This is a genomic window from Clostridium cadaveris (assembly GCF_020911725.1).
Lineage (GTDB): Bacteria > Bacillota > Clostridia > Clostridiales > Clostridiaceae > Clostridium_X > Clostridium_X cadaveris.
Map to the genome: position 1 here is coordinate 1,807,769 of NZ_CP076620.1, position 15,900 is coordinate 1,823,668.

The 15,900-nt window shown below is 34.0% G+C and carries 21 protein-coding genes; all 21 read right to left on the reverse strand.

What is annotated here, in order from left to right; genetic code table 11:
• Positions 1–16: 16 nt before the first annotated feature.
• The gene (locus tag KQH81_RS08530; RefSeq protein WP_051196209.1) at positions 17–535 is read right to left on the reverse strand and encodes a hypothetical protein; all 519 of its coding nucleotides are present in this window, start codon (positions 533–535) and stop codon (positions 17–19) included.
• On the reverse strand, positions 528–1,460 hold the full coding sequence (spoIIIAA, locus tag KQH81_RS08535; RefSeq protein WP_035770561.1) for a stage III sporulation protein AA: 933 nt from the start codon (positions 1,458–1,460) through the stop codon (positions 528–530). Before spoIIIAA ends, KQH81_RS08530 begins: the two co-directional genes overlap by 8 nt.
• 137 nt (positions 1,461–1,597) lie before the next feature.
• Entirely contained in the window at positions 1,598–1,987 is a 390-nt protein-coding gene (locus KQH81_RS08540; RefSeq protein ID WP_027638357.1) for a CD1247 N-terminal domain-containing protein, read from the reverse strand.
• A gap of 111 nt (positions 1,988–2,098) precedes the next feature.
• Complete coding sequence (gene efp / locus KQH81_RS08545; protein ID WP_027638356.1) at positions 2,099–2,656, reverse strand: elongation factor P; 558 nt, start codon at positions 2,654–2,656, stop codon at positions 2,099–2,101.
• Between the two features lie 237 nt (positions 2,657–2,893).
• Positions 2,894–3,268, reverse strand: coding sequence for a hypothetical protein (locus tag KQH81_RS08550; RefSeq protein ID WP_027638355.1), 375 nt, complete (start codon positions 3,266–3,268; stop codon positions 2,894–2,896).
• Between the two features lie 12 nt (positions 3,269–3,280).
• Entirely contained in the window at positions 3,281–3,715 is a 435-nt protein-coding gene (locus tag KQH81_RS08555) for a hypothetical protein (protein ID WP_230028058.1), read from the reverse strand.
• A complete protein-coding gene (locus tag KQH81_RS08560) occupies positions 3,699–4,394 on the reverse strand; it encodes a hypothetical protein (protein WP_027638353.1) in 696 nt (231 codons plus the stop codon). The genes KQH81_RS08555 and KQH81_RS08560 overlap by 17 nt, the downstream gene beginning before the upstream one ends.
• Entirely contained in the window at positions 4,395–4,838 is a 444-nt protein-coding gene (locus KQH81_RS08565; RefSeq protein ID WP_230028059.1) for a hypothetical protein, read from the reverse strand. It lies immediately after the preceding gene.
• Positions 4,817–5,299, reverse strand: a complete 483-nt coding sequence (locus KQH81_RS08570) for a prepilin-type N-terminal cleavage/methylation domain-containing protein (protein ID WP_027638351.1) — start codon at positions 5,297–5,299, stop codon at positions 4,817–4,819. Before KQH81_RS08570 ends, KQH81_RS08565 begins: the two co-directional genes overlap by 22 nt.
• Positions 5,265–5,684 carry a hypothetical protein gene (locus tag KQH81_RS08575; protein ID WP_027638350.1) on the reverse strand — a complete coding sequence of 140 codons (420 nt, stop codon included), beginning with the start codon at positions 5,682–5,684 and terminating at the stop codon, positions 5,265–5,267. Before KQH81_RS08575 ends, KQH81_RS08570 begins: the two co-directional genes overlap by 35 nt.
• A 1-nt stretch (position 5,685) precedes the next feature.
• Positions 5,686–6,126, reverse strand: a complete 441-nt coding sequence (locus tag KQH81_RS08580) for a type II secretion system protein (protein WP_027638349.1) — start codon at positions 6,124–6,126, stop codon at positions 5,686–5,688.
• A 4-nt stretch (positions 6,127–6,130) separates the two neighbouring features.
• Positions 6,131–7,291 (reverse strand): type II secretion system F family protein, encoded by a 1,161-nt coding sequence (locus KQH81_RS08585; RefSeq protein WP_206152950.1) that lies wholly within the window; start codon positions 7,289–7,291, stop codon positions 6,131–6,133.
• A 26-nt stretch (positions 7,292–7,317) separates the two neighbouring features.
• Complete coding sequence (locus KQH81_RS08590) at positions 7,318–8,745, reverse strand: GspE/PulE family protein (RefSeq protein ID WP_051196208.1); 1,428 nt, start codon at positions 8,743–8,745, stop codon at positions 7,318–7,320.
• Positions 8,746–8,807: 62 nt separating this feature from the next.
• Positions 8,808–9,878 carry a hypothetical protein gene (locus KQH81_RS08595; protein WP_027638347.1) on the reverse strand — a complete coding sequence of 357 codons (1,071 nt, stop codon included), beginning with the start codon at positions 9,876–9,878 and terminating at the stop codon, positions 8,808–8,810.
• Positions 9,868–10,698, reverse strand: a complete 831-nt coding sequence (dapF, locus tag KQH81_RS08600; protein WP_027638346.1) for a diaminopimelate epimerase — start codon at positions 10,696–10,698, stop codon at positions 9,868–9,870. The genes KQH81_RS08595 and dapF overlap by 11 nt, the downstream gene beginning before the upstream one ends.
• A gap of 108 nt (positions 10,699–10,806) precedes the next feature.
• Positions 10,807–12,288 carry a recombinase family protein gene (locus tag KQH81_RS08605; RefSeq protein ID WP_227594375.1) on the reverse strand — a complete coding sequence of 494 codons (1,482 nt, stop codon included), beginning with the start codon at positions 12,286–12,288 and terminating at the stop codon, positions 10,807–10,809.
• Between the two features lie 84 nt (positions 12,289–12,372).
• Entirely contained in the window at positions 12,373–12,549 is a 177-nt protein-coding gene (locus KQH81_RS08610; RefSeq protein ID WP_227594376.1) for a hypothetical protein, read from the reverse strand.
• A gap of 108 nt (positions 12,550–12,657) precedes the next feature.
• On the reverse strand, positions 12,658–12,879 hold the full coding sequence (locus KQH81_RS08615) for a hypothetical protein (protein ID WP_456151763.1): 222 nt from the start codon (positions 12,877–12,879) through the stop codon (positions 12,658–12,660).
• A gap of 175 nt (positions 12,880–13,054) precedes the next feature.
• On the reverse strand, positions 13,055–13,477 hold the full coding sequence (locus KQH81_RS08620) for an RNA polymerase sigma factor (RefSeq protein WP_227594378.1): 423 nt from the start codon (positions 13,475–13,477) through the stop codon (positions 13,055–13,057).
• Positions 13,478–13,916: 439 nt separating this feature from the next.
• Complete coding sequence (locus tag KQH81_RS08625) at positions 13,917–14,993, reverse strand: ABC transporter permease (RefSeq protein WP_195250329.1); 1,077 nt, start codon at positions 14,991–14,993, stop codon at positions 13,917–13,919.
• The gene (locus tag KQH81_RS08630) at positions 14,990–15,865 is read right to left on the reverse strand and encodes an ABC transporter ATP-binding protein (RefSeq protein WP_195998850.1); all 876 of its coding nucleotides are present in this window, start codon (positions 15,863–15,865) and stop codon (positions 14,990–14,992) included. The genes KQH81_RS08625 and KQH81_RS08630 overlap by 4 nt, the downstream gene beginning before the upstream one ends.
• Positions 15,866–15,900 lie beyond the last annotated feature (35 nt).

Below are 15,900 nucleotides of genomic sequence, written 5' to 3' on the forward strand. Positions count from 1 at the left end.
CCCACCTCACATCTCTTTAAATGAATATTATTACTATCACAAGCCCTACTGAAATGCCTAAACATCTATAAAGCTTTCCATTTTTTAAAGTTAATTCATGAGCTTCCTCCATGTTTCTCTTTAATAAAGCTAATGATGATTGAAATATTTTTTTATGTCCATCTTCGTCAAGTTTTCCTAGAGATTTTGACATATCTAAAATAATTCTAAAATCCTCATCTTTAAGAGTTAATTTATCTCTGCTCATATTGATACTTTCTAAAAAAGCACTATATACATCATCCACTTCATTGTTTAAAAGTTTTTGGGAACAATTGAAAAATATTGCTCCTACTTCCGTAGAATCTCCCTCACTTATTTCCGTCAAAGCATAAGGAAGAGGCTCTCTGGAGTATAAAATCTTATTTTCTAAATCTATAACTTTCCTATAAACCTTTCTAAGTTCATCTTCTCTTCTTTTAAAAATACTTCCATACAATATCCCTCCTAAAGAACAAGAGATTAATATCATAAGTAATCCAACTAATTTAATCATGGCTTTCCCCCTTCCATAGGTCTTTCATAGTCTCTAAATTCCAAATAGATTCTATAGTTCCTACCCCAGTCCTATTGCTTAATATCAGGGCTCTTTTAAAAACATTATTGTCAATAAGCTCTTTAAAAACAGGCCTATTAAACAAATCTTGAAGACTAAATCCATGAATAGTAGTTATTACGTTTACTCCTGAGTTTAAAGCTTGCACTAAGCTTTCTATATCTACACTTTTTCCTATTTCATCACAAATCACTACTTCTGGTGAAAGAGCTCTTATAGCCATTATTATTCCTTCACTTTTTATACAGTTATCATATATATCTGTTCTTAAGCCCACATCAAGCTGAGGAACACCTTTGTAACATCCCGCAATTTCGCTTCTTTCATCTATGATAGAAACTTTTTTACCATTCAAATTTAAGTTTTTATCTCCATTGGATATTATTCTGGCTAAGTCTCTCAATATAGTTGTCTTTCCACACTTAGGTGGAGATATTATTATTGTATTTAATATTTTTCCTTTTGATATGATATATGGAATGTATTTCAGTCCACATCCTATTATTTCTCTACTTATCCTCATATTTAATGAGTATATATTTTTAATAGTTTTTACACTGCCATCCTTTATGACACAATCTCCTGATATTCCAATACGATGTCCACCTTCAATAGTTATATATCCTTGCTTTAATTCTTCCTCAAAAGCATAAATAGAATAATTACTTATTCTTTGAGTTAATACTTTCATATCATCTCTAGTAACATTATATGAAAGCATATGCTCTCCCATATCATCTTCTATTATTATGGGCTTTTCAATTTTTACCCTTATCTCTTGTATTGTTTTAAAATTAATTTCTGATGTTTCTATTTCTTTAGCTATGGTAACAGGTAATAGTTTAATAAGATCCTTTGTTCTCATATTTTTTATCATCTAGAGAAAACTCCAGATTAATGTTTCACCTCCTTCTATATATCTAATCTTTATTTATGAAACATAAAAAATATAACTTAAATATATAAAAAAAATAGCCCTTAGAATTTCTCTAAGAGCTATTTTTATTCATTCAGAGTTCCATGACATACTGGACACTCTATTTTAACGTGAGCTTTTACTAAATCTTCATCCATGTATATAATTTCATTGCAGTTTTTACAAGGTATTTCTATATATCTAGTTTCCTTATCATCTTCTATATTTAATTCTTCATCTAGTTCTTCTTTAAAATCTTCTTCTAACCCGTACATATCTAGCTTAACTTCTGATAAATCTCTATCTACTGAATCTACATATTCCTCTAAATCCTTATAATATGAATCTACTTTGTCATTAAGCTTTTCCATAACATCTATCATAGATGCTAAAATTGCTTTTTCTTTAGACTCTTTTTCCAGTCCAGAAATCATTTCCTTTAATAAAGCTATGTCATTTTGGAAATCTTTTTTCATATCTTTACCTGCTTTCTTTTAATAAATATGCTAAGTTCCTTAAGAACTTAGCATACCTAAAAAAACTTTATAAACTTTCGAAGTTACATATATGTAATTAAGAATTTAGTATTAAACTCTTTCCATGTATTCTCCAGTTCTTGTGTCTATTCTTATAGTATCTCCTTCATTTACAAATAGAGGTACTGGAACAACTGCTCCTGTTTCAACTGTAGCTGGTTTTAATGTGTTAGTTGCTGTATTACCCTTAACACCTGGTTCTGTTTCTATAATTTGAAGTTCTACAAAGTTAGGTGCTTCAACTGAGAAAGCCTCTCCTTTATAAAATTTAATTACAGCAAACATATTTTCCTTTAAGAACTTTATAGCCTCTTCAACTTTTTCGAAGTTTAAAGGTATTTGCTCAAAAGTTTCTTGATCCATGAAGTAGTAAAGTTCTCCATCAGAATAAAGGTATTGCATTTCCTTTCTTTCTATTACTGCTTCTTGTAATTTTTCAGTTGGGTTAAAAGTTCTATCTGTAACTCCACCAGAAATTACGTTTCTAAGCTTTGTTCTAACAAAAGCAGCTCCTTTTCCTGGCTTAACGTGTAAAAATTCTGCAACAGTAAACACTTGTCCATCAAATTCAAAAGTAGTGCCTTTTCTTAAATCTCCTGCTGATATCATTAAGTATCCCTCCAAAACAATTAATTCATTTATATTATAACCTTTTATTGTAGATTTAATACAAGTAAAAGGACTAGCTATATGAAGTTTTCTTACTTCTTATAGTTACATATACTTATGTAATAAATATACTAATATATAAATTGCTATTTAATAGTATATTTAACAATGATATTTTATCAAAATAAAAGCATATTTGCAATTACAAATTGTGTTTTATATAATATTCATAGACTTTTATGGCACTTTGTACGCTATAGTAAACCATATTTCTATGGCTGAATTCCCCATTTCTTTATCAATTTTGCTTATAGAAAATCTCTCATCCCTACTCTTTACTTCATCTAAAATTTTTAAAAAATCCTCTTTTTCTCCTTTAAATTCATAGTTTACTATATAGCTATTATCTTTTAAAGATATATTTGAAATCAATGCATTTGAATTCTCATATATATTTTTTAATTCATTTTCATTATCTGTGATATATTCCTCTACATCTTGACTTTCTACATCATTTTTACTTCCATTATAAAAATTTAAAATATAAGCCTGCGTCATAAAAAGAGAAGCAGCTGTCAAAATAAGTATTGTAAAGATAATTTTTTTCTTCATCTTATCCTCCAATTACATCTTAAACTCTATTTTCCATTGATTTTCATTTATTGGTGTCCAAGTGCCATCATTTATTTTTATATCGTTTTCTTTAAACTTTAATAAAATTTCTTCTGCTTCCTCTATATTTTCAGCAGAAAAAGATGCTGTACCTTTATTGTCCTTATATTTATATGAAGATTTATCATAAAGGTCGCTTTTCATTAGAAATCTAATAAATTTAATTTCGCTACACTCAACGAACTTTTTCTCTTTCTTTTCTTTTTCCATAGTATCTATATAATGTCTATCTTGATGTGACTTTACTTTATCTATTGTCAAAGGTACAAAGATTACATTTACTATCATCAAAAGTAAAAAATATTTTTCTAGCAAAATAACTTTATTTTTTAAATTTTCTTCTTTATACCATTGTGGTTCAAAACCATTTCTATACCTGTAATTCATAGCACTCACTCCAAATTTTTTTTAGTTCATTGTCTATACTATTGACGTTAATCTTTATAAAATTAATACTATCTTTAAAAAAATATATTTCATTTGGGATCTCTTTATTTAATTGCTTTATGATGTCATTTGAAAGTGTCATCAATTCAATAATTTTATCTTTTGTTTTTTCAAATGAATCATCCTTTCTTATAATAATAGTTCCTAATATCAATTTTTTATAATAAGTAAATCCATATAGCACATCTTCATAAGGAAATATAGCAACGAATATATTCTTTCTAAGTTTTCTTTTTATTTTCTTGCTCTCAAGTATTTGTACAGGATATACCGAACTTATCTTTAATACTTTCTTTAAATGTTTTAAGCAATTTATATTTTTGCTGTCTATATAGTTTATCAATATTTTAATGTTTTCTTTCCCTTTGTAGACAATGGAATAATTATATAAAATATCGTCCTTTTCTTTAAATTTATTGTTAACCTCTGATTGAACTACAGCATCTATGTATTTTTTTCTGCACTTAGGTATTGTCAAACATTCAATGTAAAACTCCTCTTCTAATAAAACTACATTTAAGTTCTTTTTTTGAAGTTCTTTTTTTGCTTCAAGAATTTCTTCGTGAAGATAATGATTTCTTTTTGTACTTATTCTATTTCTATCTATTATTACTTTCACTTATCTACCTCCATTTTCTTTGTATATAATTTCAATATCTTTATTTTCATACATTATATAAAAATCATACCTCTTTCCCGTTGACTTTTTTTCTGCAACAAATTTCTGGCTTATACTTGTGTAACTATATGTGATTTCAAATCCTTCGTAGAGCATTTTAAAATTTTCTTTTTCTAGAAACGATCTCAAATCTTTAATTCCTCGTATCTTTATGCCTTTTTCCTCCAAAAGATTAGACAGATTACTTTTTATTACAGTTTGGAGATCATATTCCTCTATGGGTCTTTCACAAATATTATCTAAACTCTTATAGCAATATTTATACTGATTATAAAGATTAACTGTTATATTGCTTAATATTAAAAATACTGTAAATACCATCATCATCAATACAACTACTGCAGGCAGTGCATATCCTCTTTTTACCTTTCTTTTACAGCACAACTTTTTTCAATCTCCTTTCCTGTAGTAGTTATAATTTTCATATATAAAACATTACCTTTAAGTTTAAAGTCCATATCTTCAACACTTTCTCTTATTATGTTATTGTTCGTATAGCTTTTAACATTAAGTTTTATTCTTAAACTCTTACTAGATTTTGAATATATTAGCTTAAAATTATTGTCTTGATTATTCTCATTTATAAAGCTAATTTCATTTTCTGATATTTTACTTATCTTGTTTGGTTTTCTTATATCTATTATTTCATCTATGTAAGTAATCCCCTGATAAACATACAATTCATTTTTTAGCTTCTTCTCCATTACTCCCAATACTTTTAAGGAACTTAATATGAAATTAGAAATAACCACTAAAATTATAGATGTTATTGCAAGATAAACTATTACTTCGACTAAAGTGTATCCATTTTTATATTTCTTTGATCCATTGTCCTTGTTTTTCAATTGCATTTCCCTTCATCTTATAAATTATTTTAATATATCCATCTGTTTCGTAATTCTCTACGTTTATTTCTAAATACTTATTTCCTTGTTTTGTAGTAGAAAATAAATTTATGATCTTTTCTTCTTGTTCTATATCTTTTATATCCATATATGTTTCATTTATATAAAGTTTTTCATTATCATTTCTTTTAAGTTCACTTTCACTACAATTATAAAGCAATTCGTTTTTAACTGATTCTAGCCAAAAGATTTCAGTTATTTTATCATCTTTTCTTTTATTCCATATAATATTAAAACTAAATAAAGAATATATACAATACACCAATATTGAAAATACAGCTATAGTTATAAGAGGTTCTACTAATGACATTCCTTTTTTCTTCATATCATTCATCCGCCTTTACATAAGGAAGCCCTATGGGGACCGACATAGTTATATCCCTATAGAAATCATTTTTATACTTTATTTTTATAGTTCCGCTATCTATTAATTTATCTTTGTTGCAATATACGTAGAACCTCAGACTGCTCCCCCAAACTTTAAATCCTGATGGTAAAAAATAAGTGCCTTTTAAATATCCGTCACCATTTTTAAATTTTATACAATTTCTTTCTACATCAATATATATGCATCCATTCTCTTTATTTTCTAGACATGTATTGATAGACTTTGATATAAATGATGCTGTTTCTAATGCTACAAAATCACATTTTTTATTATCATAAATTTTTAAAGCTCCTAAATAAAATGTCACTGTTACTCCACTAATCATTCCCAAAATTCCTATGACAATTAAAGTTTCAATTAACGTAAATCCCTTTTTCATAATTTTACTCCATATAATATAATCCACTTAAAGTTGGCATCATAAAAAAAATAATAAAGGCTATTATAAAAATCCCCATTACAGAAATTATGATAGGTTCAGCAAATCTCAGCATTCTTGCTAAACTCTTCTCCATAGAATTTCTCATATTCTCTTCTATCAGAGTCAAACTTTTTTCCAGATCTCCAGTCTTTTCCCCAAAATAAATCATATCTTCCGAGAAATCATCTATCATATCTACCAGCTTAAAGCTTTCATAAATACCATATCCTTTGCATATATATCTTTTTACTTCATATACCTTTTTTCTAAGCTCATTATTTAAAATTGTTTTAACCAATATACTTAAAGTTTCTTCTACTGTTATTCCACTTTTATATAAAATATTGAAACTTTTAAAAAAGTATATTAATTCCATATTTTTGTAGTATTCTTTTATGATTGGAAAATTCACATATACCTTTGTCCTTTTTAAATATAAAATTAATATCATATGAATCACAAAATCAATCATAATGATAAAAATAAAATTTTTACCTACAAACATACTTATTTTTTGAATGAAAGCTATATTCCACGTAAAGTTCATTTCCGAAGTATTGATTAGCCTATTGAATTGAGGTAGAACTTTACCTAAGATAAATAAAAATACTATTTTCATACAGATTATAAGCATTATTGGATATGAGAGATTAGATTGAAGCTTCCTTATAAAAATGCATTTATTATAGAAATACATTTCTAGTTCTTTAAATATCTTTTCAAAATCCCCACTTTTTTCTCCAGCTTTTAATAGGATCAAGAAAATACTTGGAAAGTTATTTTTAAATTTTAAAAAGCTATTGTATACGCCATTCCCCATTACTATATCTCTATATATTTCTTGGAATATTTGTCTAAGCTTCTTATTTTTTATTTTTATGTAGATGCTTTTTATAGCTTCATTTATTGAAATTCCTGCATTTATATATAAATATAAAATACTACATATGTTTTTCATTTGTTTGGAGTTTATTGAATAGTCTTTAAAATTCAAACTTTCTTTCTTAATTGATTCCTCTTTTAGAAAGATTAAATATCCTTCTGTTTGAGCTATAGATTTCTTTAATTCATCAGAATTACCTTTAAACACACCTTTTATTATTTTGCCTTCTTTAGTAATCATTTTATATTTCAATTCTTCTTTTATCACTAATCTAAATTTCGCCTACCCTCCTCTATACTAGTAAATCCACATAGAATTTTATTAATCAAGTCATCTTTCATAGTTTTATAGTTCAATTTCATATAATTTTTCCTTTCATTATCAAAAAAAAATTTATCCGTTTCTACAATTTCATTTATGCAGATTCTTCCATTATATCCCGTATTTCTACACTTTTCACAACCTAGCGGATTGCTTCTATAAATATACTTTCTTTCTTTAATACCTAAAAAGTGCATTTCTTCTTCATCTGTTATATGCTTGCATTTACAGTGATTACACAACTTTCTAACTAATCTTTGACCTATAATTCCTTTTAAAGCATCTTTAAGAAGATATTCTTCTATTCCCATATCAACAAGTCTGTTTATAACACCTAATGCATTGTTAGTATGTATAGTTGATAAGACTTTATGACCTGTAATTGCTGATCTTACAGCTATTTTTGCTGTTTCTTCATCTCTTATTTCACCAATCATCATTATATCTGGGTCTTGTCTCAAAAGATTTCGAAGACCGCTGATAAAATCTACGCTACTATTGCATTCATTTATATCAATTTGATTTATGCCTTCTATAACATATTCCACAGGATCTTCCAAAGTAATTATATTAACTCCATTTTTATTTAAATAGTTCAGTGCCGCATAAAGCGTAGTACTTTTACCACTGCCTGTGGGACCAGTTACTAAAATCATTCCGCTATTCATGTCTAAAAGCTTTTTAAATGTTTTTAAATTTCTTTCATTGTAATTAATTTTTTCAAGAGTTCTAATGGATTCATCTTTATATAAGATTCTCATCACAAGTTTTTCACCATATATTGTGGGAGCTAAAGATAATCGTATATCATATTCCCTGTTATCCAACTCATAAAAAAGTTTTCCATCTTGAAAGGATCTTTTTTCAGTAAGCTCTAAATTTGACATTACTTTAATCCTTCCAAGCAAACCTCGGTATGATTCAAAGGGTATATTCATAAATCTTTCTAAGATACCATCTTTTCTAAATCTTATATATACATCTTTTTTTCTCGGCTCAACATGAATGTCACTAACATACGCTCTTATAGCAGCATTTAATATATACTCTGCTAACTCTATATTAGGTCCATTTTCTACAATAATATTACTTGATATATCTTCCTCTAAGTTCTCTTTATTCGTTGCCTTTAAATTCTCATCGCCATAATATAATCGTAATAATTCATATAAATCTTTTTCACTTTCTTTATGAAATTTCACATCCTTTTTAAATATAAGTCTGCAAAATCCATAAACATCATTTGATTTTTCTTCTGAAGCAGCTATATGAACATAATCTTCATCATAATATAAGGGCAGAATATTATGCTTGTATGCATAGTCCTTTTTCATTATTCTTACTATCTTTGGATCAACTTTTAATTCTTTCATATTAACTACCTCCTATTTTAATTGTGGACAATATATATTTTTTTAAACATAAAAAATACCAGTTATTCTAAATAACTGGTATTTTTATATATTAAGTATTTAGCCGACCTATTAGAAATCAAATTTACAGAATCATCTTTTTTTATGGAATACACATCTCTTACATCTTCATGATCTTCATATCCTATAAAATATAAATTTCCATCCTTATCTGATGAAAGATATGATTTTTCATACACTACATTAGGAAAACCATAAGTAAGTCTTTTTAGCACTCCATCTTTATATTTGTATACTGCTAATTCTTCACTTTTAAATTTACCTATAAAATATAATGTATCTTCTATGACATGAGAATCAAATATTTTTTCTACTTCTGAACTTATAATAGTGTTAGTTTTGGTATTTAAATCAATTAAACTCAGTTTTAATTCCTTCAAATCATCTTGAAGTACTAAATACAAATCCTTTTTAATATAGGAGAGATGGGTTAAATATTCATTTTTCACCTCATACACTACACGTTCACTTTTATCCTCAATATCATATTCATATATTCCTTGAATACGATCCTTTGGATTTACTCCATAATAAATCAAAGTACTCTCATCCTTAAACTCATACATATCACCTGATATTACAACATTTGAATTTATTGAAATACTGTCTCCTTTTTCTACGTTATAGAACTTTAAGTCGTCTATGGACTCCATATTATCCTTCTTATAACCTCTATAAGCTATATATTTTCCATGTGGTGATAACTTAAAATCTATAATTGAGTATAAGTCTTCTATTGAGTTTTTTCCCTTTAGCGTGTCTACTACAAGTTTATTTTTTATTAGGTTATTACCCTTATCTACAAAAATCAATTGAAGCTTAACTTGCGAAAAAATATCATATTTAAAATCTATTAAACCCTCAATTTTCTCCAAAGAATGCTTCTTACCTTTTGAAAGAGAAAATAACTCATAAAAACTCTTCTCTTTTTCTTCTGCGAGAATTGCATCATCTATTTTAATCGAATTTTTATTTGAATTATCTTCTGGCTGTTTATTTTCTTTATTGCTGCATCCATTAAATATAATTATAGGGAAAATTATTATCATTAACATAATTATTCTATTTTTCATTTATACAAATACTTCCTGTAAAAGCTTCAACAGATTCACCTATCATGTATACATCATCATCTATAAGCTTAATATTTAATTTCCCTCCGTCTACATGAACGATTACTTCATTATCTATTAATCCTACTTTATGTGCTGCTAAAAAAGAGGCACAGCATCCTGTTCCACAGGCTAATGTTGGTCCAGCTCCACGTTCCCATGTCTTCACCTTTATTGATGTTTTGCTTTCAATCTCACAAAAATCAACATTAGTTCCTTCCAAAAACAACTCATTGTTTTCAATTTTCATTCCTTCATGTATGTCAAAATTCTCAAGGTTTCCTAGTATAACCGTATGTGGCACTCCCATGCGTAGAGATATTATAGAGTATATCTTATTATTTTCTGATATAGTTTTATTTATTATAGGTTCATCACTTTTAGCTGGTATGTCATAAGGCATAAATGACCCACGCCCCATATTAACTTCTATAGTATCTGCTTTGCCATGGTAATCATTTATCTTTACCTTTTTAATGCCATCTCCAGTTTCTACATTTATAAATTGTTTTTTTACTATAGATCTATCATAAACATATTTAGCAAAACATCTTAAACCATTTCCACACATAGCTGCATAAGATCCATCCGAATTTATTATCAGCATTTTTATGTCAGCAATCTCGCTCTTTCTAACGAAAATAACACCATCAGCCCCTATTGAGAAATGTCTATGACACAATTTTTTAGCCATATCTCCTTCATTTCCTAAATATTTATTATCTATGTCATCTATAATAATGAAATCATTACCTATTCCATGCATCTTAGTAAAATTCATACTTTTTCTCCTACTTTCTTTATAATACATTTATTATTAATTATATTTAATCTATATACTTTTATCAAACTATTTTTTACAAAGGCATAATGCCAAGTGAAGTAGATTTTAGATTTTCCAGTGGATAGCAACGCTCTCACTGGTTGCGTCAATGTGGGATATGAGAATATCAACCACCTTGCGCTTATCGTCAAAACTCACGGACTCCCAATCGTTGAGGTAATTCGTGATACTGTCAATTTGCGTGTCTGAAACGGAATTAGCGGTGAGATCGGCCACCAGCTTTAACTGCTTTTGCCGTTCCGCGTCCAGCTCCTCGATCTTATTGTTTGCGTATTGCAGGAGCAGCGGGTTTGCGCCGGACAAAGTGTCCAGAAGTTTCTCAATCTCACTTTCCGTCTTTGCAAGGGCAACGCGGGCGGCGGTCAGTTTGGGGTTATAGCTTTGTTCCTTACCGCCTTTCAGCGTGTGATACTTCCGCATTTTCGCCACCATCTCGCCGTACACAAAGGACTCCATACTTTGCGCCGTCAGCGTACCGGCCCCCTCACAGCTCCCGTTATCCGCCCGCTGTTTGCACCGCAGGTAAACAACGCCGTTTTGAGCTTTTAAGGCAGTCAGCGCATAGCCACAGCGTCCGCACTTGATTTTCCCGGCCAGCCAGGTATGATGGCATTTGCGACCATTCTGGAATGTCGTGTTTTGCGAGAGCTTACGCTGAACAGCCAGCCAGAGCTGGGATGGGATGCGCCCCTGGTGGGGCGCAATCACAAGGATCTGTTCTTCACCCTCCCGGCCCTGGTAAAGATAGCAGCTATTGTCCCCCGTGAACATTTCCGGGGGGCTTTCGATTTTTACGCCCTGGGCCTTGAAATATTCGTAGATGTCCATATCTGCCTGGACATAGACGGGATTTCTCAGCAATTTTGAAATAAAGGCCCGTTGCAACGCTTTGTCATAGACCTTGATAGAGTTCTTGACAAAGTACCGGGTTATGTCGCCGTAGGAATTGCCCGGCTCCGCGTACATTTGGAACATCAGCTCGGCAAAATCCATTTCCGGGGTTTCCACCAGCTTTTTTGTCTTGATCCCGTCCATGACGATGGGCTCCGTGTCAAAACCGTATGGCGTCCGGCCCCGCATATAGTAGCCTTTGGTACACCGGGAATAAAAAGCGTCCTGCACACGCATCTGGATGCTTTCCCGTTCAAGCTGGGCGAACACAATACAGATATTGAGCATCGCCCGGCCCATTGGGGTAGAGGTATCAAATTTTTCCGTACAGGACACAAACTCCACATCGTACTGCTTGAACAATTCCATGAGCTTTGCGAAGTCCACAATGGAACGGCTGATCCGATCCAGCTTGTAAACAATCACCCGCTTGATAAGTCCCAGCTTGATGTCCTGCAAAAGCCGCTGGAAGTCCGGGCGTTCAATGTTCTTGCCGGAGTAACCTTTATCTTTGTACTCCCGGCCCTCACCGCCTTTCAATTCGTAACGGCAAAATTCAAACTGACTTTCAATGCTGATACTGTCCTTTTTGTCAATCGACTGCCGCCCATAAATCGCATCTATTCTATTATCCATAATTAGCTCCCTTCGGTTAAACGGGAGCCAACCTACAATTATATTATACCTCTGGTGCCCCCTTACAACAAGGATGACTCTGAATTACCTCCGCTGTCCGGCGTACTTTACGAACACATCGAACAGCCGCCGCTCAATTTCGCGGTTTCGCTTGTCCCGTTCCTGCGGCGGGTAAATGGGGGTAACATTCTTAACGGTGATCGTCCGATCTCCGAGAACAGCCGTTTTGATTTCACTTTCATATTTGACCTGCGCCTGCATAAAATCCCTCCCATACAATGATAAAATGTGTTGAAACATAGCAAAGGCCAGCACCGCGAAGTGCTGGCCTTTGGCCGGATATGTACCTCTGGACACTTTGTCCAGAAGTCAGTAAGGGCTTTCCTCAAAGTGCTGCTGGGCCTCTTCCAGACTGCGGATATCGAAAACCTCATAGAGCTCCGCCACCACGCGCCGGATGTCGTTGGGAGAAAACCCGCAGTTCTCCATCGCGTAGATGACGTAGCCACGGCAGGCATTGTTGCTCCACGGCTGGGACAGCATAGCAACCAACATAGGATCATAGTCCATTCTGTTCTCCCTCACTTTCATAAATGGCGGGGAGCGCCGCGCTCATTTTCTTGCCCCGTCATAAGACAGCCATACTCGGCAACGGCGCTCCCCCACAAAGGGGGGGCGGTGGCCTGCGGCCCCCGCGCCTCCTTTGCGGAGAGAAAACCTCCTCTCACATACCACCAGAAAAAGAGGGGTGAATGGAGATGGTAACTTAGAAATTTTCCTGCAAATATTTTTTCATGCCCTCAATCCCGCATTTCACGGAGCAGCGGACGGCACTCTTGTCCACGCCCTCCTCGCGGGCGATCTGACGGTAGCTCTTTCCAAGGATCAAATGAGCGTCCACCCGGCGGCCCTGGATCTCCGGCAGAGAGTTAAGGGCGTTCCACAGCCGGAAAAACAGCTCCTTGCGATCCATGAGCTCCTGGGGGCTGGGCTCGTGCAGGCAGGCGGAGTATTCGATCCCGTCGTCACAATCCAGGGAATAATAAGCCTTGTTGTAGCGTACCCGTTCCGCATGGGCGGCCTCGCGCCGCTTGCTGGCCATGAGTTCCTCCGCTACCTCGTCAGGCACCTCCACCAGCTCGTCCGTTAAGTACCAATAATAAAAATCTTTCAGATTGATCGTTGTCATAGCTTGTCCTCCATTTTGTTTCGGTTGATGGGTTGAGCGGAAACAAAATGGGAAGCTGGCGGAGAGCGGCACCCAGGGGAGCCGCCCCGCACCTCTGGACAAAGTGTCCAGAAGCCGGACAAACAAAATGCGCCTGCGTAGCACAAGGCCACGCAAGCGCGTGAAACGACAAATTCACTTATATACTGCCAAATTTCGCATCCACCGCCGAACTGCTCCTGTTCGGTGGATGAGCTTTTTTTGACAGGTTAGGGGGATGGAAAAAGGCCACGACGATACCTCCTGGACACCGCCGTATCCTTAAAAAAGGGCGACTTTAACACACCCCCCGTATTCTTAATATTTCAAAAAAGAAAACGGCGGCTTTGATTTTGATATTTCAAGGCCGCTGTTCTCTAACTTCGCGCAAATCTGCTATTAGCGGCTCTGTGCGAATGATTTATGAAACTTGGTGTTTTGCAAATACGCGGCGAGATATAACTGCGCCAATTCCTAAAAAGAGCAGTGCTGTTGGGATTGCCCACACCGCATACAACATACCGTTACTCATTTGTTCCACTGATAAGAGCGAAACGGCTTGCACATGATACAAAGGTAAAAGCCCAATCAAGCGGAACAACGGATTTGCTTCTGTGATTGGCAGCAAAACCGGAAAAAGAAAAATTGCCATAGACGCAACGAAAGCTACAATCTGATTTTTACTGATTGCAGATATAAGCAGCGTAATTCCCGTTACGCTGAGAGTACAGGTAAACGCCAAAAGGATTTGATATTTTAGCAACGTTCCACAAGTGATATTGAAAGGAATGAACCCCTCTGCATAGTCGCTGGGAGCGAATAGAATACTACAATCCAGCCCTTCCGTTCCGTAAAAGATAAGAGCAAGAAGCAAGTTAAAAGCCGCAACCAGCGCGGTAGTGAGAATGGCGGTAAGAATACCTGCTGCTACCTTTGCAGTAGCGCATTTGGTTTTGCCGTATTTGCTTGTCAATATGATATTGTCAACGCCTTCATACTCTCCGGAGAAAATCGGAGCAAGCATGATGATAACCGCAAGAGCAAGCACGATAAAAACCCGCACCATGTTTTTACTTGTTGAAAGCCAACCATCTACATAGCCAATTTTGATTTCTTCATTACCGAACACATCCGAAACACTTAATCCGTTCCAATTTCCCTCTTTATCAGAAAATCGGGAAAAGGCGGCGGATTGTGTAGCGTTTTGATACAGGTACATCGCATTGAGACCATGCAGATCATGGGTCGGCGCAAAGTCATTCATCATTTGCTGTACTTTTTCGTCGGTCAATATTCCCTCGTATTTCGCGGCAATTTCCTTGTCGATTTCTACTGCCGTTTTACCTGAACCTTCCGCACTTACACCGTCAAAAGCATATTTGTTTTGATAGGTAGAAAAGGAAATCAAGACAGAAAACAGAAGTATTCCAACCAGAACAATCAAAGATAAACGCTTTGAAAATACTTTTCGCAGTTCAAAAAGAATTAGTTTTTTCATTCTTCACAACCCCCTTTGAAATAGAACAGGTACAAATCTTCCAAAGTAGGCTGCACCCTTACCACATTTTCCATAGGCGGACGATCTCCAATAATCCGTAAGATTGTCTGATTTCCGCTGATGTTACGCAGATTGCTTGTATTGTAGGCAGCCGCGTATTTTTCCGCATAGGCAGTCGGAACCGTACATTCCCATACTTGACCGTCGATTTCAGAAGTAATCTCCTGCGGATTTCCAAAATGAATGATCTGACCGGATTTCATCATAATGATTTCCTCTGCAATAAACTCCACATCGGAAACAATATGCGTAGACAGAATTACAATGCGGTCTTTGGAAAAGGCGCTGATCAAATTGCGGAAACGGACGCGCTCTTTCGGGTCAAGCCCTGCCGTTGGCTCGTCTAAAATCAAAATGCGGGGGTCATTGAGCATGGCTTGTGCAATTCCTAAACGCTGTTTCATGCCTCCCGAAAAAGTTTTGATTTTGTGCTTACTTTCCCTCGATAAGTCTACTGCTTCCAGCAACTCTTTTGACTTCTTACGCGCCGCCTTTTCGTCCAATCCTTTCAGAGCCGAAACGTAGATCAAAAAGTCATACGCCGAAAAGTCGGGGTAATACCCGAAGTGCTGCGGCAAGTAGCCTAAGAGGTTTCGATATTTCTCACCCAGTTCAACAATGTTCCTGCCATTCAGCAGGATTTTGCCGGAAGTAGGCGTTTGAATATTGCAGAGTAGCCGCATAAGCGTTGTTTTTCCTGCGCCATTTGCGCCCAGCAAACCGTAAACGCCATTTGTCAAGGTGATGTTCAAGGCGTTCACAGCCGTTTTAGAGCCGAACTTTTTTGTCAGACCGATTGTCTTTAATTCCATAAAAAACGCTCCTTTCTCCATAGGGAGCAATAAAA